This window comes from Gaoshiqia sediminis, assembly GCF_025907915.1.
Taxonomy (GTDB): domain Bacteria; phylum Bacteroidota; class Bacteroidia; order Bacteroidales; family Prolixibacteraceae; genus Gaoshiqia; species Gaoshiqia sediminis.
Genome location: NZ_JAPAAF010000007.1, coordinates 24928 through 41341, shown reverse-complemented (window position 1 = coordinate 41341; position 16414 = coordinate 24928). Strand labels below are relative to the sequence as shown.

At 46.7% G+C, this 16414-nt stretch carries 14 protein-coding genes; 10 read left to right on the top strand and 4 right to left on the bottom strand.

The window, feature by feature from the left end:
- The first annotated feature begins 227 nt into the window (after nucleotides 1-227).
- Entirely contained in the window at nucleotides 228-665 is a 438-nt protein-coding gene (locus N2K84_RS07055; RefSeq protein ID WP_282591088.1) for a peptidylprolyl isomerase, read from the top strand.
- A gap of 70 nt (nucleotides 666-735) precedes the next feature.
- On the opposite strand, the gene N2K84_RS07050 is transcribed toward N2K84_RS07055, so the two are convergent.
- Both N2K84_RS07050 and N2K84_RS07045 read right to left on the bottom strand, forming a co-directional pair.
- Nucleotides 736-2268, bottom strand: a complete 1533-nt coding sequence (locus tag N2K84_RS07050) for a pyruvate kinase (RefSeq protein ID WP_282591087.1) — start codon at nucleotides 2266-2268, stop codon at nucleotides 736-738.
- A gap of 241 nt (nucleotides 2269-2509) precedes the next feature.
- Nucleotides 2510-2815, bottom strand: a complete 306-nt coding sequence (locus tag N2K84_RS07045) for an isoamylase early set domain-containing protein (protein WP_282591086.1) — start codon at nucleotides 2813-2815, stop codon at nucleotides 2510-2512.
- A 425-nt stretch (nucleotides 2816-3240) separates the two neighbouring features.
- Here N2K84_RS07045 and leuS point away from each other — a divergent pair, with 425 nt between their 5' ends.
- The 3 genes from leuS (at nucleotide 3241) to N2K84_RS07030 (ending at nucleotide 8494) form a co-directional block, all read left to right on the top strand.
- A complete protein-coding gene (gene leuS, locus N2K84_RS07040) occupies nucleotides 3241-5892 on the top strand; it encodes a leucine--tRNA ligase (RefSeq protein ID WP_282591085.1) in 2652 nt (883 codons plus the stop codon).
- Nucleotides 5893-6366: 474 nt separating this feature from the next.
- A complete protein-coding gene (locus tag N2K84_RS07035; protein WP_282591084.1) occupies nucleotides 6367-7236 on the top strand; it encodes a YitT family protein in 870 nt (289 codons plus the stop codon).
- A 1-nt stretch (nucleotide 7237) separates the two neighbouring features.
- The gene (locus tag N2K84_RS07030; protein WP_282591083.1) at nucleotides 7238-8494 is read left to right on the top strand and encodes a peptidoglycan DD-metalloendopeptidase family protein; all 1257 of its coding nucleotides are present in this window, start codon (nucleotides 7238-7240) and stop codon (nucleotides 8492-8494) included.
- A gap of 82 nt (nucleotides 8495-8576) precedes the next feature.
- Here the strand turns inward: N2K84_RS07030 and purN are convergent, their stop codons facing one another.
- The gene (gene purN / locus N2K84_RS07025; RefSeq protein WP_282591082.1) at nucleotides 8577-9158 is read right to left on the bottom strand and encodes a phosphoribosylglycinamide formyltransferase; all 582 of its coding nucleotides are present in this window, start codon (nucleotides 9156-9158) and stop codon (nucleotides 8577-8579) included.
- A gap of 190 nt (nucleotides 9159-9348) precedes the next feature.
- On the opposite strand from purN, the gene N2K84_RS07020 reads away from it, so the two are divergent.
- The 6 genes from N2K84_RS07020 (at nucleotide 9349) to N2K84_RS06995 (ending at nucleotide 15474) form a co-directional block, all read left to right on the top strand.
- Complete coding sequence (locus N2K84_RS07020; RefSeq protein WP_282591081.1) at nucleotides 9349-9588, top strand: acyl carrier protein; 240 nt, start codon at nucleotides 9349-9351, stop codon at nucleotides 9586-9588.
- A 13-nt stretch (nucleotides 9589-9601) separates the two neighbouring features.
- A complete protein-coding gene (fabF, locus tag N2K84_RS07015) occupies nucleotides 9602-10843 on the top strand; it encodes a beta-ketoacyl-ACP synthase II (RefSeq protein WP_282591080.1) in 1242 nt (413 codons plus the stop codon).
- A gap of 4 nt (nucleotides 10844-10847) precedes the next feature.
- Entirely contained in the window at nucleotides 10848-11594 is a 747-nt protein-coding gene (rnc, locus tag N2K84_RS07010; protein WP_282591079.1) for a ribonuclease III, read from the top strand.
- 271 nt (nucleotides 11595-11865) lie between these two features.
- Nucleotides 11866-13488 (top strand): sensor histidine kinase, encoded by a 1623-nt coding sequence (locus N2K84_RS07005; protein ID WP_282591078.1) that lies wholly within the window; start codon nucleotides 11866-11868, stop codon nucleotides 13486-13488.
- On the top strand, nucleotides 13451-14146 hold the full coding sequence (rprY, locus tag N2K84_RS07000; RefSeq protein WP_282591077.1) for a response regulator transcription factor RprY: 696 nt from the start codon (nucleotides 13451-13453) through the stop codon (nucleotides 14144-14146). Before N2K84_RS07005 ends, rprY begins: the two co-directional genes overlap by 38 nt.
- 218 nt (nucleotides 14147-14364) lie before the next feature.
- On the top strand, nucleotides 14365-15474 hold the full coding sequence (locus tag N2K84_RS06995; RefSeq protein WP_282591076.1) for a PSP1 domain-containing protein: 1110 nt from the start codon (nucleotides 14365-14367) through the stop codon (nucleotides 15472-15474).
- A gap of 25 nt (nucleotides 15475-15499) precedes the next feature.
- On the opposite strand, the gene N2K84_RS06990 is transcribed toward N2K84_RS06995, so the two are convergent.
- Nucleotides 15500-16414, bottom strand: coding sequence for a mevalonate kinase family protein (locus N2K84_RS06990; RefSeq protein ID WP_282591075.1), 915 nt, complete (start codon nucleotides 16412-16414; stop codon nucleotides 15500-15502).

Genomic DNA, 16414 nt, shown 5'->3' with positions numbered 1-16414 from the left:
TTAAATCTGTTTTCCAACAGGTTACAACAACCAAAACAAAGAACCCTGCAATTCAACTTTCGAAAAAAAGCTCCCCAATTTACCTCGGCATTTGCCCCGCCGCTGCGTCATTATTCTTGTTCAGCCAGCTACAAGATTTACTGGAAGAAACCAGCCGACCTGGGGCAACCATTTTAGTTCACGCAAGTTATTTGTATTTTTGTGCGGTAATTTTAACAGAAAACATCATGAGAAAAGCAGAAATCCATACCAGCAAGGGGATCATGAAAGTGAACTTTTATGAAGAAGATGCTCCGGGAACCGTGGAAAACTTTGTCAAATTATCCAAGTCGGGGTTTTATGACGGGCTGACCTTTCACCGGGTTATCCCAAACTTTGTGATTCAAGGCGGATGCCCTGACGGAACAGGCGCAGGTGGTCCGGGATACACCATCAAGTGCGAACTTTCCGGTAACAACCAATACCACGACCGCGGCGTCCTTTCGATGGCACATGCCGGAAGAAATACAGGTGGTTCACAGTTCTTTATTTGCCACAGCCGACAAAACACGGCACATCTTGACCGTAACCACACTTGCTTTGGCAAGGTTTACGAAGGACTGGAAGTAATTGATGCCATCCGGGCCGGCGACCTGATCGAAAAAATCGTCATCATCGAAGAATAGCAAAACAAGCCGGTTTCAGCCGGCTTTTTTCTTTTTTATCATGAAGTCGATTCGGAAAAACACAAGCTAGTTATACTTTGTTTCTTCTGAAGAACTTGCTTGCCACAGCCAGCGGTCGAAGGGTTCCCTTCTTTTTGTACTGATGGGCTTCCATACGCTGCAGGATGTTGGCCAAAATCTCAACAGTCTCCAGGATGTTTTCGCCCTTGTTCAGCATCACACATTCCGAACGCGACGCCATCGAGGCATCAGTAATTTCCGACCGTGTAGCGATACCTTCCTTCGCCAGCTTCTCGAGCACCTGTGTTGCCCAAATATTCGGGATGAAAGCAGATTCGCACAGCCACAGCAACATTTCCTGCACCTCCGAAATCCGCTCCGGCCCCAGCTCAACAGCCAGGTCGCCACGGGCAATCATCAATCCTATATTGGGGCTTCGCATGGCCGTGAGCAATAACTCGGGCAAGTTGGTGAAGGCTTCCTTGTTTTCAATTTTCAATACCAGCCCAATATCTTCGCGGTTTAAACGTTTTAGTTCGGCTTGCAACAGTTCAACATCAGCAGCTGTGCGCACAAATGAATACCCAACCGCATCGGCATGTTGCACAATAAAAGGCAAATAAGCCAGATCTTCATCCGGCAAAGACGGTAAATTCAGCCGGGTGTCTGGCAGGTTGATACCTTTTTCACCCCGCAGCTTGCTGCCACCGGGTTTTGTTTTCGTAATCCGAACAACCAGATAATCGCCGGTTACCTCATGAATAACACCGCCAATTTTCCCATCATCAAACCAGATGCGCTCGCCAACCTTTACATCCTGAAATATCGAAGGAATCGAAATCGATATTTTCGCTGGTTCCAGCAACTGGCCCTTTTCATCGTAGGACGCGCCTGTTCCCGGAACATCATGATAGCACACATGTAAAAGGTCACCCGTAAACAGACGAATAAAATCCTGTGGCTTTTTGCCTGACTTGTTTGTATTTTCAACGCTGCCGGTCCGCAACTTGGGACCGGGCAAATCCATGTAGATTTTGCAATCGCGACCGGTTTTGGCCGACACGGTTCGAATGTTGGCAATCATCCGCAGCCATACCGCCGGGCAGTCGTGACTGCAATTGATCCGCGCGTTTTCCATTCCCGCACGCAACAACGATTCAATCAGAGCACTATCATCTGCGGCCTCTGTTGGCAATGTAACCATAATGCGGGTATGGAATGGTTGATTGGTTTTCCCCAACAAGCGCTCGGTGTTTTCTTCCAACACCTTGATACTTTTATAATAATTCACCGGATGCTCGCCCAAATCGAACCGCCCCTGAAATTTTCGGCCAACATACAAATGGAGGAAATAGAGAATGTTTTCGATATTGGCCAGCACATAACGCTCGGAATGCCCGATGGACGACAAGCCCATAGCCGAAAGCTGTTCCTGAATGTGGCGCAGCTCAAACGTACGCAATTTCAGGTAGCGGATAAAGTTGCGGGCCGAATACCGGTAATTCGGATGAACGGACTCAATTTGAGATTCATAACCGGCCTCGCAATCTAAAATAGCCTGCCGGATGACCATCAGCTCACGGATTAATTCTTCAACCTCCATAATAAAAATAAATTACCAACTTTTGCTCAGTTGGAAGTGTCTGTATATAGAAACTCGTAAGCGGATAAACCGCCAAATGTCCGCGCTAAATATAGCTATTTAGTTGATAGTTTATTTTTCGGCTCCCCATTTCCTGAACAGCATGCTACAAATTCCCGGGCAAAAAAAATCCGGTTAATATGAAAAATAACCGGAAGAGCACAGCATTCTAAACAAACTGTTTCAGGAGCATCCAACATTATCAGGCTTCAACAACACTGTTTTCGCCGCCAAAGCTATTGGCAACAAAGCGGTCAGCCTCAGAATCGTTCAGCCAATTTGTTCCGTTGACCAAATAGCGAAACCCATAAGCTTGTCCTTGTTCCAACTCCAACTGGCAGGTGAATTCACCCGTTTTCAGTTTTCCCATCGGACAGGCAGCCTCGTCCCAGGCATTGAAATCCCCAACCAGGGCAACCGTTGCAGCGTCACCAGCCATCTCTTTTGAAACCCGGAAAGTAACCTTACAAACCGGTTTCGATTTTAAAATTTGTTTCTTTAAACTCATAGCAATACTTTTTCAAACTAAATAATGGATTTAACTTCGACCAAAATTAAACGACATTACCACTCAACAAGCCTCCTAATCCGTGCACATCCAGCTTATTTGCAATAATTTAACACAAATCAGACCAAGCCAGCACACATCAGACACCATTCTTCATCCTAACAAATGGCCGAAACCGCCTTTATTTCCGTGCCAGGAAACCTAACTTACACAAAAAAACTGGATGCTATAATTCGTAATGCACTTGTTACCTGAGAAAAGCTCAACTTTACAAACGGAATGTATGTCTATCGTTTAATCAACGGGCAATAATTGGCCGCCACCGACCTTCAATGCGAAACTCATCACGCCAAAACCTGTGCACTCTTCCCGGATTTTTCTATCTTTGCGCCTCAGTTTTAAAACGCTTAAAATCAACCGATACCATGGACTACAAATTCCGGGAAATTGAGCCGAAATGGCAGGCATACTGGGAGGAACAGAAAACCTTCAAAACAGAAAACGACTTTTCGAAGCCAAAATATTACATCCTCGACATGTTCCCCTACCCATCCGGGGCCGGCTTGCATGTCGGGCATCCTGAAGGTTACACGGCTACCGATATCATCAGCCGGTACAAACGCATGCAAGGCTTTAATGTATTGCACCCCATGGGCTGGGACGCATTTGGCTTGCCCGCCGAACAATACGCCATTCAAACCGGAACGCACCCGGCCATTACCACGCAAAAGAACTGCGATAATTTCCGTCGCCAGATTAAAACATTGGGGCTGAGTTACGACTGGGATCGGGAAATCAACACAACCGACCCGAAATATTTTAAATGGACGCAGTGGATCTTCACCAAGCTATATAATACCTGGTTTGATTACGAACAAGGAAAAGGCCGTCCCATCAGCGAATTGCCCATCCCGGCTGAAGTTGAAGCCGAAGGCGAAGCTACTGTAAAAGAATACATCAGCAAAAAGCGCCTTGCCTATTACGATAACGCCCAGGTTTGGTGGTGCGCCAACTGTAAAACGGTTTGTGCCAACGAAGAGGTGTTAACCGACGGATCGCACGAAAAATGCGGACATCAGGTAACTCGTAAAAACCTGAAGCAATGGCTACTACGCATTCCACACTATGCCCAGCGCCTGTTGGAAGGACTGGACGAGCTGGATTGGCCGGAAGGCGTGAAAGACATGCAGAAAAACTGGATTGGCAAATCAACCGGCGCTGAAGTCGATTTTGAACTGGCAGGACTGGCAGAGAAACTGCGCGTGTACACCACCCGCCCCGACACCTTGTTTGGCGCCACCTACATGGTGGTTTCGCCCGAGCATCCGATGCTGGATAAAATGGTAACCGAAGATAAAAAGGAAGAGGTTCGGAAATATACGCAGGCCGCATCGCTGAAGTCGGACCTGGACCGCACGGAGCTGAACAAAGAGAAAACCGGCGTATTTACGGGTCGCTATGCCATCAACCCGATTAACGGAAAGCAAATCCCCATTTGGGTGGCCGACTATGTGTTAATGGGTTACGGAACCGGAGCCATTATGGCTGTTCCGGCGCACGACACCCGCGACTTTGAGTTCGCCGAGAAATTCAACATCCCGATTGTTTGCATCCTCGACCCGAAAGATGCCGACGCTGAAACGCGTGAAAACGTGCTGGCCGGCAAAGCTTGCTGGACAGAAGATGGCGCTTACATCAATTCGGCCAGTGAGGTTACCGGAATCAACATCAACAGCCTCAGTAAAAAAGATGGCATCGCGAAGGTAATTAGCTGGCTCGAAGAAAAAGAAATCGGAAAAGCCACCGTAAATTTTAAGCTGCGCGACTGGCTGTTCAGCCGCCAGCGCTACTGGGGTGAACCGTTCCCGGTTATCCACTGGGAAGACGGCGAAATCAGTCTGGTAGAAGACGACCTGCCTGTTACCCTGCCCGACATGGAAAAATTTGAACCGGGTGAAGGCGGCGAATCGCCCCTGGCCAATGCCGGCGGCTGGCTGACCGTGGTGGACAAAAACGGGCGCAAAGGCCGTCGCGAAACCAACACCATGCCGCAATGGGCCGGATCGTGCTGGTATTACCTGCGCTACATCGACCCCAAAAACGACGAACAGATTTTCGACCCCAAAGTAGAAAACTACTGGATGCCGGTTGACCTGTACATTGGCGGCGCCGAACACGCGGTGCTTCACTTGCTGTATTCGCGTTTCTGGCACAAAGTGCTGTTCGATTTGGGCATTGTGTCCACCGACGAGCCGTTCAAAAAGCTTTACAACCAGGGCATGATCCTGGCTTTTGCCTACGAAACGCAAGCCGGCGCCAAAGTGGCTTCGGACCTGGTGGAAGAAAAAGACGGCAACTATTTCCATACCGAAACCGGCGAAGAGCTGCGCCAGATTGTTGCCAAAATGTCGAAGTCGCTGAAAAACGTGATCAACCCCGATGATGTGGTGGAAAAATATGGCGCCGACTCTCTTCGACTTTATGAGATGTTCATGGGGCCGCTCGACGATACGAAGCCTTGGGCCGAAAATGGCGTGAAAGGCGTATTTGGTTTCCTGGGCCGTGCCTGCCGTTTCTTCGGAAATTCGGATAACCTAACCGAAGGTGAAGAAGACAAAGAAGTGCTGAAACTGTTACAGCAGACCATCATTAAGGTAGGCGATGACATTGAAAACCTGAAATTCAACACCGGCATTTCGGCCTTGATGGTTCTCAACAACCTGGCCATGAAAAAAGGCAAAGTAACCAAAGCCACTGCCGAAACTTTCGCCAAAATTCTGTCTCCTTACGCCCCGCACCTGGCCGAAGAACTGTGGCAATTATACGGTCACGGGCAAACACTGGCCTACGAACCCTGGCCGGTAGCCGACAAAAGCCTGCTGGTGGAAGACACGTTCGAATACCCGGTATCGTTCAACGGCAAAGTGCGCTTTAAGCTAACCATGCGTGTTGACGCCGCTAAAGATGAAATTGAAAAAACGGTACTGACCCACGAACACGCCCAAAAATGGCTGGCTGGCGGAACACCGAAAAAAATCATCATCGTCCCGAAAAAGATCATTAACGTGGTGATGTAGTCAAAACTGACATATTCATAATCAACAGAAAAGACGTCCGGCTCGGACGTCTTTTTTTGTTATACTGAGCTACCATTTTTCTTCGCGTATTTTACCCTCGGTCATCATTCAGCCAAATCCAAAAAAAATGAACTGTAATACGTGGCATTTCGCCATTAACCGCCTAAACGAAAAGTTAAGGCGTGGCACAATGCCATTCCTCCGGAATTTAAAAAGTGGAGGCGTGGCATCCCGCCAAAGCCTCACCTGACAAAAAGTGAGCCCGTGGCATTTCGCCAATCCCCGGAAACACAAAATCTGATGTTATGGCAAGTCGCCATGAGCAAAAGATGACCTTCTGATCAAATTTTCGTTAATCGGGCTACTGATGACTTTTTCACATAGTTTCTTCGGTGCGAAAGCTATTTTTTTGCAGCCAATTTTAACGGGACAATTACCGGAAAAATCAAGACTGAATACATTAATATACAAGCGATGACCGAAGAACGCAAAGCAAAACTAAAAACCACCTTTACCGATTATATCGTCATTGCCTTTGGCATGGCATTGTATGTCCTGTCGTGGACCATCTTTCTGATCCCGGCCGAAATCACCGGGGGCGGGATAAGCGGTTTGTCGGCTGTCATTTTTTACAGCAGCAAAATCCCCGTGGCCATCTCCTATTTCATCATCAACGTGTTCCTCATCCTGATCGCCATCAGGGTGTTGGGGGCAAGTTTCGGCATCAAAACTATCTGGAGCATGCTGGTGGCCACGCTGCTTTTCTGGGTCACCCCCGGCCTGATAACAGAACCGCTGATAGACGACACCTTCCTGTCGGCTGTACTGGGCGCTATGATGGGGGGCATCGGCATCGGTATTGTGTTTACCCGCGGGGGCAGCACGGGTGGAACCGACATTATCGCCATGATAGTCAACAAATACCGCAACATCAGCCCGGGACGCGTCATCATGTACTGCGATGTCATTATCATTGCTTCCAGTTATTTTGTTTTCCAGTCACCGGCCAAACTGGTGTACGGCTATGTCACCATGTGGGTGGTTTCATATACCATCGATGCTTTTTTGAGTGGAGCCAACGCATCTGCGCAAATTTTTATATTTTCGAAAAATTTTGAAGAAATTGCCGACTATATCAATAATCAGGCAGGTCGGGGCGTTACTGTAATGGACGGTACCGGCTGGTACACCAAAGAAGAAGTAAAAATAGTGATGACGGTTGTCCGTAAACGTGAATCCAGCTTAATTTTCAGGAAACTGAAAGAGATTGATCCTAACGCGTTTATATCCATGAGTAGCGTGATGGGCGTTTACGGACAAGGATTTGACAAGATTAAAATCTAGCATGAAGAAGTATTTGGCCGAAGGAATTTTTGTGGTGATAAGTTTAGTGGTAGTAACTTGGGTGATTTGGCAGCGCCCCTCGGAAACTCTGCCGGAAAGCGAACCCGAACCCATTTTTATTCCTGAGCCAGTACTAAAGTTTGGATTACCGGTCGATTCATTTCTTATAGAAAAAACCTTCATCAGAAAAAACCAGAACCTGTCAGACATTTTGGTAAAAGAAGGGGTTTCATACCAAACCATCGACCAGATTGCCCGAAGTTCAAAACCCATTTTCGATGTTCGCCGGCTCCGGCAGGGCAACAACTGCTATTTCTTTTACTCGCGCGACAGCCTGCGTAATCCATCCTATTTTGTATATGAGATTGACGCCATCAACTATGTAGTGTACCAGCTGAACGACAGTCTGCATATCTACAAAGGCGAAAAACCCGTCACCCGCGAAATACGTACCGCTTCGGGCGTTATCAGCTCATCGCTCTGGAATACGATGAAACACAACAACCTAAACCCCGTGCTGGCCATCGAACTTTCGGAAATTTATGCCTGGACCATCGACTTTTTCGGGATACAGAAAGGCGACAAGTTCCGGGTGATCTACGAAGAAAGTTTCGTGGACAGTGTATCGGTAGGCATCAGCACCATCTATGCCTGCCAGTTTCAGCACATGAAGGAAGATTTTTTTGCCTTTCAGTTTGAACAAGACAGCATCTTAAGTTATTACGACGACAAGGGCAAAAGCCTGAAAAAAGCGTTTCTGAAAGCACCGCTGAAGTTTTCGCGCATCAGCTCACACTTTTCGCATAGCCGCATGCACCCCATCCTGAAGATTTCCCGCCCGCACCATGGCATTGACTATGCCGCACCAACCGGTACGCCCGTGGTTTCTATAGGCGATGGGGTGGTCACCCGTAAAGGGTATCAGGCAGGAGGTGGTGGAAACTACCTGTACATCAAACACAACTCAGTTTATACAACCTGTTACATGCACCTGCACAAATTTGCCTCCGGCATGGCGCCAGGCGTTCGTGTCCGGCAGGGACAACTCATTGGTTACGTCGGCAAAACCGGACTGGCTTCCGGCCCTCATCTCGACTTCCGGGTGTTCCGAAATGGCTCGCCAATCAACCCGCTGAAGGTGGAAGCCCCGCCCGTTGAGCCTGTACATGAACACCTATTGACTAAATTCACAACATTGAAAGATTCGCTGATGCTAAAATTGAACCGTATTGACTTCTCTGCCAAAAGCCTGGATTAATCCGCAGCAATATGATGTTTGCAAACAGAAAGGACGGAGAATTATCCCCGCCCTGGTATTCGTTGCCTTTTAACTTTTACCTTCAATAATCTGTTTCCGGTTCTTCTTTCAACAAAATTTCTTCAAGAACCCGCGGAAAGTGTTCATATTCCAGCTTGTGAACTTTTTCGGCCAGCGAATCGGGAGTTTCGTCCTGGGAAACCGGGCATTTGGCCTGAAAAATAATATTGCCCGCATCGTATCGTTCGTTCACATAGTGGACAGTAATGCCGCTTTCCTTATCCTTATTCCGAATAACAGCCTCGTGTACAAACTTACCGTACATGCCTTTCCCGCCGTAATTGGGCAGCAGGGCAGGGTGAATATTGATGATGGTGAACTCCTCGGTAAGGTTATGAGGTACAAGCCACAAGAATCCGGCCAGTACAATCATATCAATTTTACGCTCACTCAGCGCCTCCAGCACCTCAATACTGTGGTAAAGCTCTTCTTTTCCAAAAGTAAATGTATCAACGCCCAACCTTTCTGCCCGGATCAGGGCATAGGCATTTTCGTTGTTCGACCACAGGGAATCCACAATAACATCCCTGCTATTACGAAAATATTCGATGATATTTTGGGCGTTTGTGCCTGAGCCTGAGGCAAAAATAGCGATCCTCTTCATGTTTCTGTTCTTTATAATATCAAATTTGAATATTGGACTATTCGATTCAATTATAGCTGCATCAGCTAGGGCACGCCACCCCGAAACAGCTATTTATTTCAAATTTTGTTTGAAATATTTTGGGTAAATTTATTACTTTGCACCGGATTTTTTAAAAAATAAAATTGAATATTAACTTAAAATTAGAACTATGTCTGACATTGCATCTAAAGTAAAAGCAATTATTGTCGACAAATTAGGTGTTGACGAAAGTGAAGTAACCAATGAGGCTTCTTTTACAAATGACCTTGGCGCTGATTCACTTGACACTGTAGAGTTGATCATGGAATTCGAAAAAGAATTTGACTTGGCTATCCCCGACGATCAGGCTGAAAAAATTGGCACAGTAGGTGAAGCAATCGCTCACATCGAAGCAAACATCAAAAAGTAATAAAACAGAATTTATGGAATTAAAACGGGTAGTTATTACCGGACTTGGAACCGTAAACCCGCTTGGTAATTCTATTGAGGAATATTGGGAAGGGCTAAAAAACGGGGTGAGCGGAGCCGCAAGGATCACCAGAATGAACATTGAGCTCCACAAAACCCAGTTTGGATGTGAAGTAAAAAACTTTGATCCTACTTTATATGTAGAGAAAAAAGAGGTTCGCAAACACGACCCTTTTACTTTATATGCATTTGCCGCTGCCCAGCAAGCCATCGACGATTCGGGCCTCGACCTGGACGCGATTGACAAAGACAGGGCAGGTGTAATTTGGGGTGCAGGCGTTGGTGGTCTTCAAACTTTCTACGAAGAAGTGAAGGCTTACGATTTGTCCCGCCCCAAGTTCAACCCTTTCTTTATTCCCAAGATGATTGCCAACATTGCCGGTGGATTAGTATCCATCCGCTTTGGATTCCGGGGACCAAACTTCACAACGGTTTCTGCTTGTGCATCGGCTTCACATGCCATGATCGAAGCGTTTAATTACATTCGTATGGGCAAAGCCAACCTGTTTATCACAGGAGGATCAGAAGCAGCCATCAATGAAGCTGGCCTGTGTGGTTTCAATTCCATGCGTGCAATTTCAACACGAAATGATGACCCGGCAACAGCTTCCCGTCCATTCGACAAGGACCGTGACGGTTTCGTCATGGGTGAAGGTTCAGGAGCTCTTATCTTTGAAGAGTACGAACACGCTATTGCACGTGGTGCTAAAATTTATGCTGAAGTTGTCGGTGGCGGGATGTCTGCTGATGCCTACCACATGACTGCCCCGGATCCAGATGGTAAAGGCGCCTCGTTGGTCATGAAATGGGCCCTCGAAGATGCCGGCTTAAAACCGGAAGACATTGACTACATCAATGTTCACGGAACCTCTACTCCTTTGGGAGATATTGCCGAGCCAAAAGCAATTATTAAAGTATTTGGCGATCATGCATATAAGCTGAGTATTAGTTCCACAAAATCAATGACAGGCCATTTATTGGGTGCAGCGGGCGCTATTGAAGGCATCGCGTCGATCCTGGCATTGAGAGACGGAATTATACCTCCAACAATCAATCATTTTACCGACGATCCTGAGATCGACAATAATCTTGATTTTACCTTTAATGTGGCCAAAAAACGTGATATCAATTACGCCATAAGCAACACATTCGGGTTTGGAGGACACAATGCAACAGTAGTATTCAAGAAATACTGATATCGTGATAAGAACGCTGGTTCATAAAATAAAACTCTTTTCCACTCCCGGAAAAGAGTTTTATTTATTTCTTAAATCCCTGCTTGGCCGTTACCCGGGAAACCTGAAACTATACGAAACGGCCCTGATCCACAAATCCGCTTCAAAAATGGACTCGCAGCGGAACTGGGTCAATAATGAACGGCTCGAATATTTAGGCGATGCCATTCTGGGCGCCGTAATTGCCGAATTCCTGTACAATCGCTTTCCCAACGAAGACGAGGGTTTTCTCACCCAAATGCGGTCGAAACTGGTGAACCGCAGTTTTTTGACCGAACTTACCTACCAAACCGGCTTGAACAACTACATCAAGTCGAACACCAACAACACGGCAGAAAACAGCCACATTTACGGCGATGCGCTGGAAGCTTTGATCGGGGCTCTTTATCTTGACAAAGGATACGCCATTACCAAAGAGTTCATTACCAAAAAGCTGCTGTTGGAATATGTGAACCTCAACGAGGTTCAACACACCAACACCAACTACAAAAGTCAGTTGATAGAGTGGAGCCAGAAAAACAAAAAGGAAGTTAACATTGAAACCACCGAGCGTTTGACGACCGAAAGCCGCATTCCCTGTTTTATTACCGTGATCAGTGCGAACGAAGAGATTATCGGGCAAGGCAAAGGAAACTCGAAAAAAGAATCGCAGCAAAATGCCTCGCGTGAAGCAATTCTTCATTTAAAGAAGAATGATCCGTCCTCATTTTAAGGTGATATAAAAAACAGCGGGGCCCGAAGACCCCGCAAAAACCAAAACCTAAATTCACCTTGTAAAAAACTCAGTTAAACCCCAAAATTTGAAAAAGACTAAATTATTTACGTCTTTGCACAAATATACGCAATAGCCACCAGCAGGGATACTAACAAATGTTAAAGCCTGTTAACATTTTTAATTTTCACTTCCGCCCCTGCTTATTCAGCCAATGTTAAATATTGTTAAGCCCTGATTTACGGTATTTTTTAAAGGTTATCTTTGCGTTATGAGCAGAAAGGTAATCATTAGTTTGATTGTATTCATGGCCTTGGTGATGACCAGCCTGATCTTGGTACAGACCAATTCGATCCAAAAAGCTTTCGAAATCCGTGAAGAACAATTTGACCAAACCGTAAGCAGGATTCTTCGTCGCGTAGTGGACCGATTGGAACGGGACGAAGTTTCGCGGATTGTGAGCGGGAACTACTCACCTTCTTCCAATGCCTCCAGCCTTTTTCCCAATAGCGGAAGAAGTGCAGGACTGCTCCCCAAGCGACAGGCTCAAAGTGATATCAACATTTCCTTTCGTTTCTCGCAACGCAATGGCACGACTACCTATCGCGATGAATTCAGCATCCGTTATGCCGACTCGCTGGCGATCCTCCAAACAGAACGGGGCCGCCCCGGGGAATTCCCGTCTGCTTTTGACATGTTCCACGATTACGACAGCTACATCCGCCAGCAATACGAGCAACGGCTGGACGAACGGGCAGAAATGTACCGGATCATCCAAAACCAGATCATCTTCGCCCAACTCCCCCTGCAAGACCGCATCAATCAGCAACTGCTCGAACGTGCCCTGAGAACTGAGTTTCGTGAAAACGGCATTGACCTTGATTTTAAATATGCAGTAAAAACATATCCGCACGGCGAAGAGAAATTTGTATTTGGAGATGCAGATTACCGCCCCGAAAATCGGAAAGAATACCAGAATGTACTTTTTCCCAGAGACATCCCGGATCCCAAACCGAACTACCTGCGTGTGTATTTTCCGCGAAGGGATACCTATTTGCTCAAAGAAACCGGCATCATGGTCATCCCAACAGCCATCCTGACCTTCCTGCTGATCGCTATTTTCGTATATACAATCCTGGTTATTTTGAAACAAAAGAAGCTTTCGATCATCAAGAACGACTTCATCAACAATATGACGCACGAGCTGAAAACGCCAATTTCGACCATCTCGCTGGCCAGCCAAATGCTGCACGACAACAGCATCACCAACACGCCAAAAACCATTGAGCATATCTCGAACGTCATCCTCCAGGAAAGCAAACGCCTAAGTTTTCAGGTTGAAAAAGTGTTGCAAATGGCCGTTTTCAACGAGGGACGCCTGAAACTGAAATTCAAAGAATTCCACTTCAACCAGTTGGTCAGTAACGTGGTGATGAACTTTGAATTACGGGTAAAAAACAAAGGGGGCAAGCTCGATGCAGAACTGCTGGCCGAAAAAGATTTGATCAAAGGTGACGAAATCCACATTACCAATGTTATCTTTAACCTGCTCGACAATGCAGTCAAATACAGCAAAAGCGAGCCGGAAATCAGCATCAAAACAGAAAATAAAAACGGCTTTCTGCTGGTTTCCGTAAAAGATAATGGCATTGGCATTGCCAAAGAACATCACGATCAAATTTTTGAACGCTTTTTCCGTGTTCCAACCGGCAATGTACACGACGTGAAGGGATTCGGACTGGGCTTAAGTTATGTCAAGAAAATAATAGACTCGCACCAAGGAAAAATAAAGGTGGAAAGTGTTGTTAACAAAGGCACAAAATTTACCATCTATTTCCCGCTTAATACAAAAGAAAATGGAAACAAAAGCAAAACTTTTATTGGCCGAGGATGATGAAAATCTCGGACTGTTATTAAAAGAATACCTGATTGCCAAAGGATTTAATACCGATCTGTACGGAGACGGCGAAGTTGCCTATGCCGGCTTCAAGAAAAATGAATACGACCTCTGCATCCTGGACATCATGATGCCCAAGAAGGACGGGATCACCCTGGCGCGCGATATCCGGCTGATCAACCAGGAAGTACCGATCATTTTTCTGACAGCCAAAAACCTGAAGGAAGATGTCCTGGAAGGTTTCCGCACCGGGGCCGACGATTACATGACCAAGCCCTTCAGCATGGAAGAACTGATTTTCCGCATCGAAGCAATCCTCAGGCGCACCACGCTGGACGGCAAATCTGGCACGGAACAGGCAACCTACAAACTAGGCCGTTACACTTTCGACCCCCGTAAACAGGTTTTGCTTGATGAAGGCGAAGAAACCGTGAAACTAACCACCAAGGAATCGGAGCTGCTGCGTTTGCTGTGCAACAATGCCAACAAAGTACTGGAACGCAATTTCGCTCTCAAAACCATTTGGATCGACGACAATTACTTCAACGCGCGCAGTATGGATGTTTACATCACAAAATTGCGCAAACACCTGAAAGACGAACCCTCCGTTGAAATTATCAACGTCCATGGCAAAGGGTACAAACTTGTCATGTAGGCAAGTACATTAACTGACATTCAATCCCGGCTTTCCCGGGATTTTTTATTTCTGGCAACCGAAACCACCTGTTCCGGAGCCATAAAAATTTGCTTCAGGTGAATACCCCATGAGGCAGTAAAGGATCAGTTAACCCCTACTTTTTTTTATTTAGACTGAATTAAACCTAAAATTGCCGATAATTTTAGATATTTTTGTCTGAAATAAAGACGAAAATTATGGGATGCAATGGATGCACAATAAATACAGACACAGCCAATGAAGGCATGTTGGCCACCTACGATTGGCTAAAAGATCTGCCAGACACTTCTCATTTAAGCAATCTGGTTGAAGTACGTTTTAAAGGCACTCGCAAAGAATTCTTTAGGAACGAAGATCAGCTATCGCTCAAAGTGGGTGATTTGGTGGTGGTTGCCTGCTCACCCGGACACGATGTGGGCCAGGTTACCTTAACCGGTACGCTGGCAAAAAAGCAATTTGAACGAAAAATAAAAAAACACGACCGCTACACCTGGCACAAAGTTTACCGAAAAGCGACCGATGCCGACAGAAAAAAATGGGAAGACGCCCACAAACGCGACTACCCTGTTATGGTCTGCTCCAGGCAAATTGCCTCAGAACTGGGGCTTAACATGAAAATCGGTGATGTTGAATTCAGAGGCGACGGCGCCAAAGCGATCTTCTATTATATTGCCGATGAACGGGTTGACTTTCGCGAACTGATTAAACGCTACGCCCGTGAATTTCAGATCAAGGTGGAGATGAAACAGATTGGCGCCCGTCAGGAAGCCGGACGTGTTGGCGGAATCGGCTCATGCGGGCGCGAACTTTGCTGCTCAACCTGGCGCACCGACTTTTCGAGCGTTACCTCAGATGCAGCCATCCAGCAAGGACTTTCGCCCAATGCCGAAAAAATGGCCGGCAGGTGCGGCAAGCTGAAATGCTGCCTGATGTATGAGCTGGATTCATACCTGGAAGCACAAGATGATTTTCCCTACGAATTGCTCACGCTGGAAACCGAAAAAGGAATTGCCAAACATTTCAAAACCGAAATCCTAAACAAAAAAATCTGGTACACCGTGGAAAAAGCGTATGGCGGCAAACCAATAGTACTCGACCTAAAAGATGTAAAAGCGATCATTCAGCTTAACAAACGCGGACAAAAGCCCCTGTTGGACAAATACCTGGGCACGGAAACCAAACAGGAAAATGAAATGAGCGTGGGTTCGGCCAACATTGAGCTGATGACCGAAAGGAAAACTCCCAAAAAACGACGGAAGGTTAAATTTAAGCGTCCGGAACCAACCAGACCTCCTCAAAAAGGCTAGCCTGCGATGATTTTTCAGGCAGCTATCATGCCTGAAAAATCTGAAAACTACCTTCCGGCAATGTAACCGAAACCCCTCGGGGCACAAAGGCCAGCAGGAAACCACCACCGCCCGAGCCCAACAGCTTGACCAAGACGTTTTGTCCAAGCAGTCGCCTGATGGTCGGCACAAAATCCGTTGGGATCATCTCTGCAAAATGATCCAACTGAAAGCGAGTGATGTTTTGCAGGTTGGCAAAATATTCTGTTTCGTTTTGCGCCAGAAACGCATCCACCGCCCGATTGTTGGTAGGCAGGTATTCTTGTTCAAACAGTTTCCGAAAGTCGGGCTGTTCCATCTTCCGAAGAAACAGGTTAACCAGTGGTGCGGTGGCGCCAGTTGTCTTCGTATCGATCAGATACATCGACCAGGGCAACTTGTCAAGCGCCAGGGTGGGCAACGAAAGACGGCCGTTTTCAAGCAACACCGGCCGATCCAAAAACGAAACCAGCGGATCGAGGCCCGAGCTGCGGCCATGAAAATACGATTCCAGCAAGGCAAAATCCTGCTTCAGCAGGGCGGCACCATCAGAAAGCGGCTTGGTACCATCAGCCACATAATTACTGTACTCATCAAACAACGCGGCACAAAGCGCGCCTGAACTTCCCACGCCATATTGCAACGGCACATCCGAACGAAAATAAAGTTTCGCCTGCACATCCTGCTGCAAGCGTCCCAAATCGAGCGGATAGTTCATTTGTTTATTCCGGCCTTCCTCCCCGAGCCACGCGGTAAACCGCTCTAATTCCGCCGCACTTTGACCACTTTTTTCATCGACATTTTTTGCACAGGATTTCACCAGGGAACCGCTGTACCGGGGAAACGGAACCGCCAGCGCCTTGGCGCCAAACATCAATCCATATTCGCCAAACAACAATAACTTTGCAGGAAAATTTTTCAT

What these genes read in the sequence shown, in the direction of transcription:
- N2K84_RS07055 (WP_282591088.1), top strand. Translation starts at nt 228, where the DNA reads ATGAGAAAAGCAGAAATCCATACCAGCAAGGGGATCATGAAAGTGAAC.
- rprY (WP_282591077.1), top strand. Translation starts at nt 13,451, where the DNA reads ATGGAAACAAAAGCAAAACTTTTATTGGCCGAGGATGATGAAAATCTC.
- N2K84_RS07050 (WP_282591087.1), bottom strand. Translation starts at nt 2,268, where the DNA reads ATGGAGGTTGAAGAATTAATCCGTGAGCTGATGGTCATCCGGCAGGCT.
- purN (WP_282591082.1), bottom strand. Translation starts at nt 9,158, where the DNA reads ATGAAGAGGATCGCTATTTTTGCCTCAGGCTCAGGCACAAACGCCCAA.
- N2K84_RS06990 (WP_282591075.1), bottom strand. Translation starts at nt 16,414, where the DNA reads ATGAAAAATTTTCCTGCAAAGTTATTGTTGTTTGGCGAATATGGATTG.
- N2K84_RS07035 (WP_282591084.1), top strand. Translation starts at nt 6,367, where the DNA reads ATGACCGAAGAACGCAAAGCAAAACTAAAAACCACCTTTACCGATTAT.
- N2K84_RS07045 (WP_282591086.1), bottom strand. Translation starts at nt 2,815, where the DNA reads ATGAGTTTAAAGAAACAAATTTTAAAATCGAAACCGGTTTGTAAGGTT.
- leuS (WP_282591085.1), top strand. Translation starts at nt 3,241, where the DNA reads ATGGACTACAAATTCCGGGAAATTGAGCCGAAATGGCAGGCATACTGG.
- N2K84_RS07005 (WP_282591078.1), top strand. Translation starts at nt 11,866, where the DNA reads ATGAGCAGAAAGGTAATCATTAGTTTGATTGTATTCATGGCCTTGGTG.
- N2K84_RS07020 (WP_282591081.1), top strand. Translation starts at nt 9,349, where the DNA reads ATGTCTGACATTGCATCTAAAGTAAAAGCAATTATTGTCGACAAATTA.
- N2K84_RS07030 (WP_282591083.1), top strand. Translation starts at nt 7,238, where the DNA reads ATGAAGAAGTATTTGGCCGAAGGAATTTTTGTGGTGATAAGTTTAGTG.
- N2K84_RS06995 (WP_282591076.1), top strand. Translation starts at nt 14,365, where the DNA reads ATGGGATGCAATGGATGCACAATAAATACAGACACAGCCAATGAAGGC.
- fabF (WP_282591080.1), top strand. Translation starts at nt 9,602, where the DNA reads ATGGAATTAAAACGGGTAGTTATTACCGGACTTGGAACCGTAAACCCG.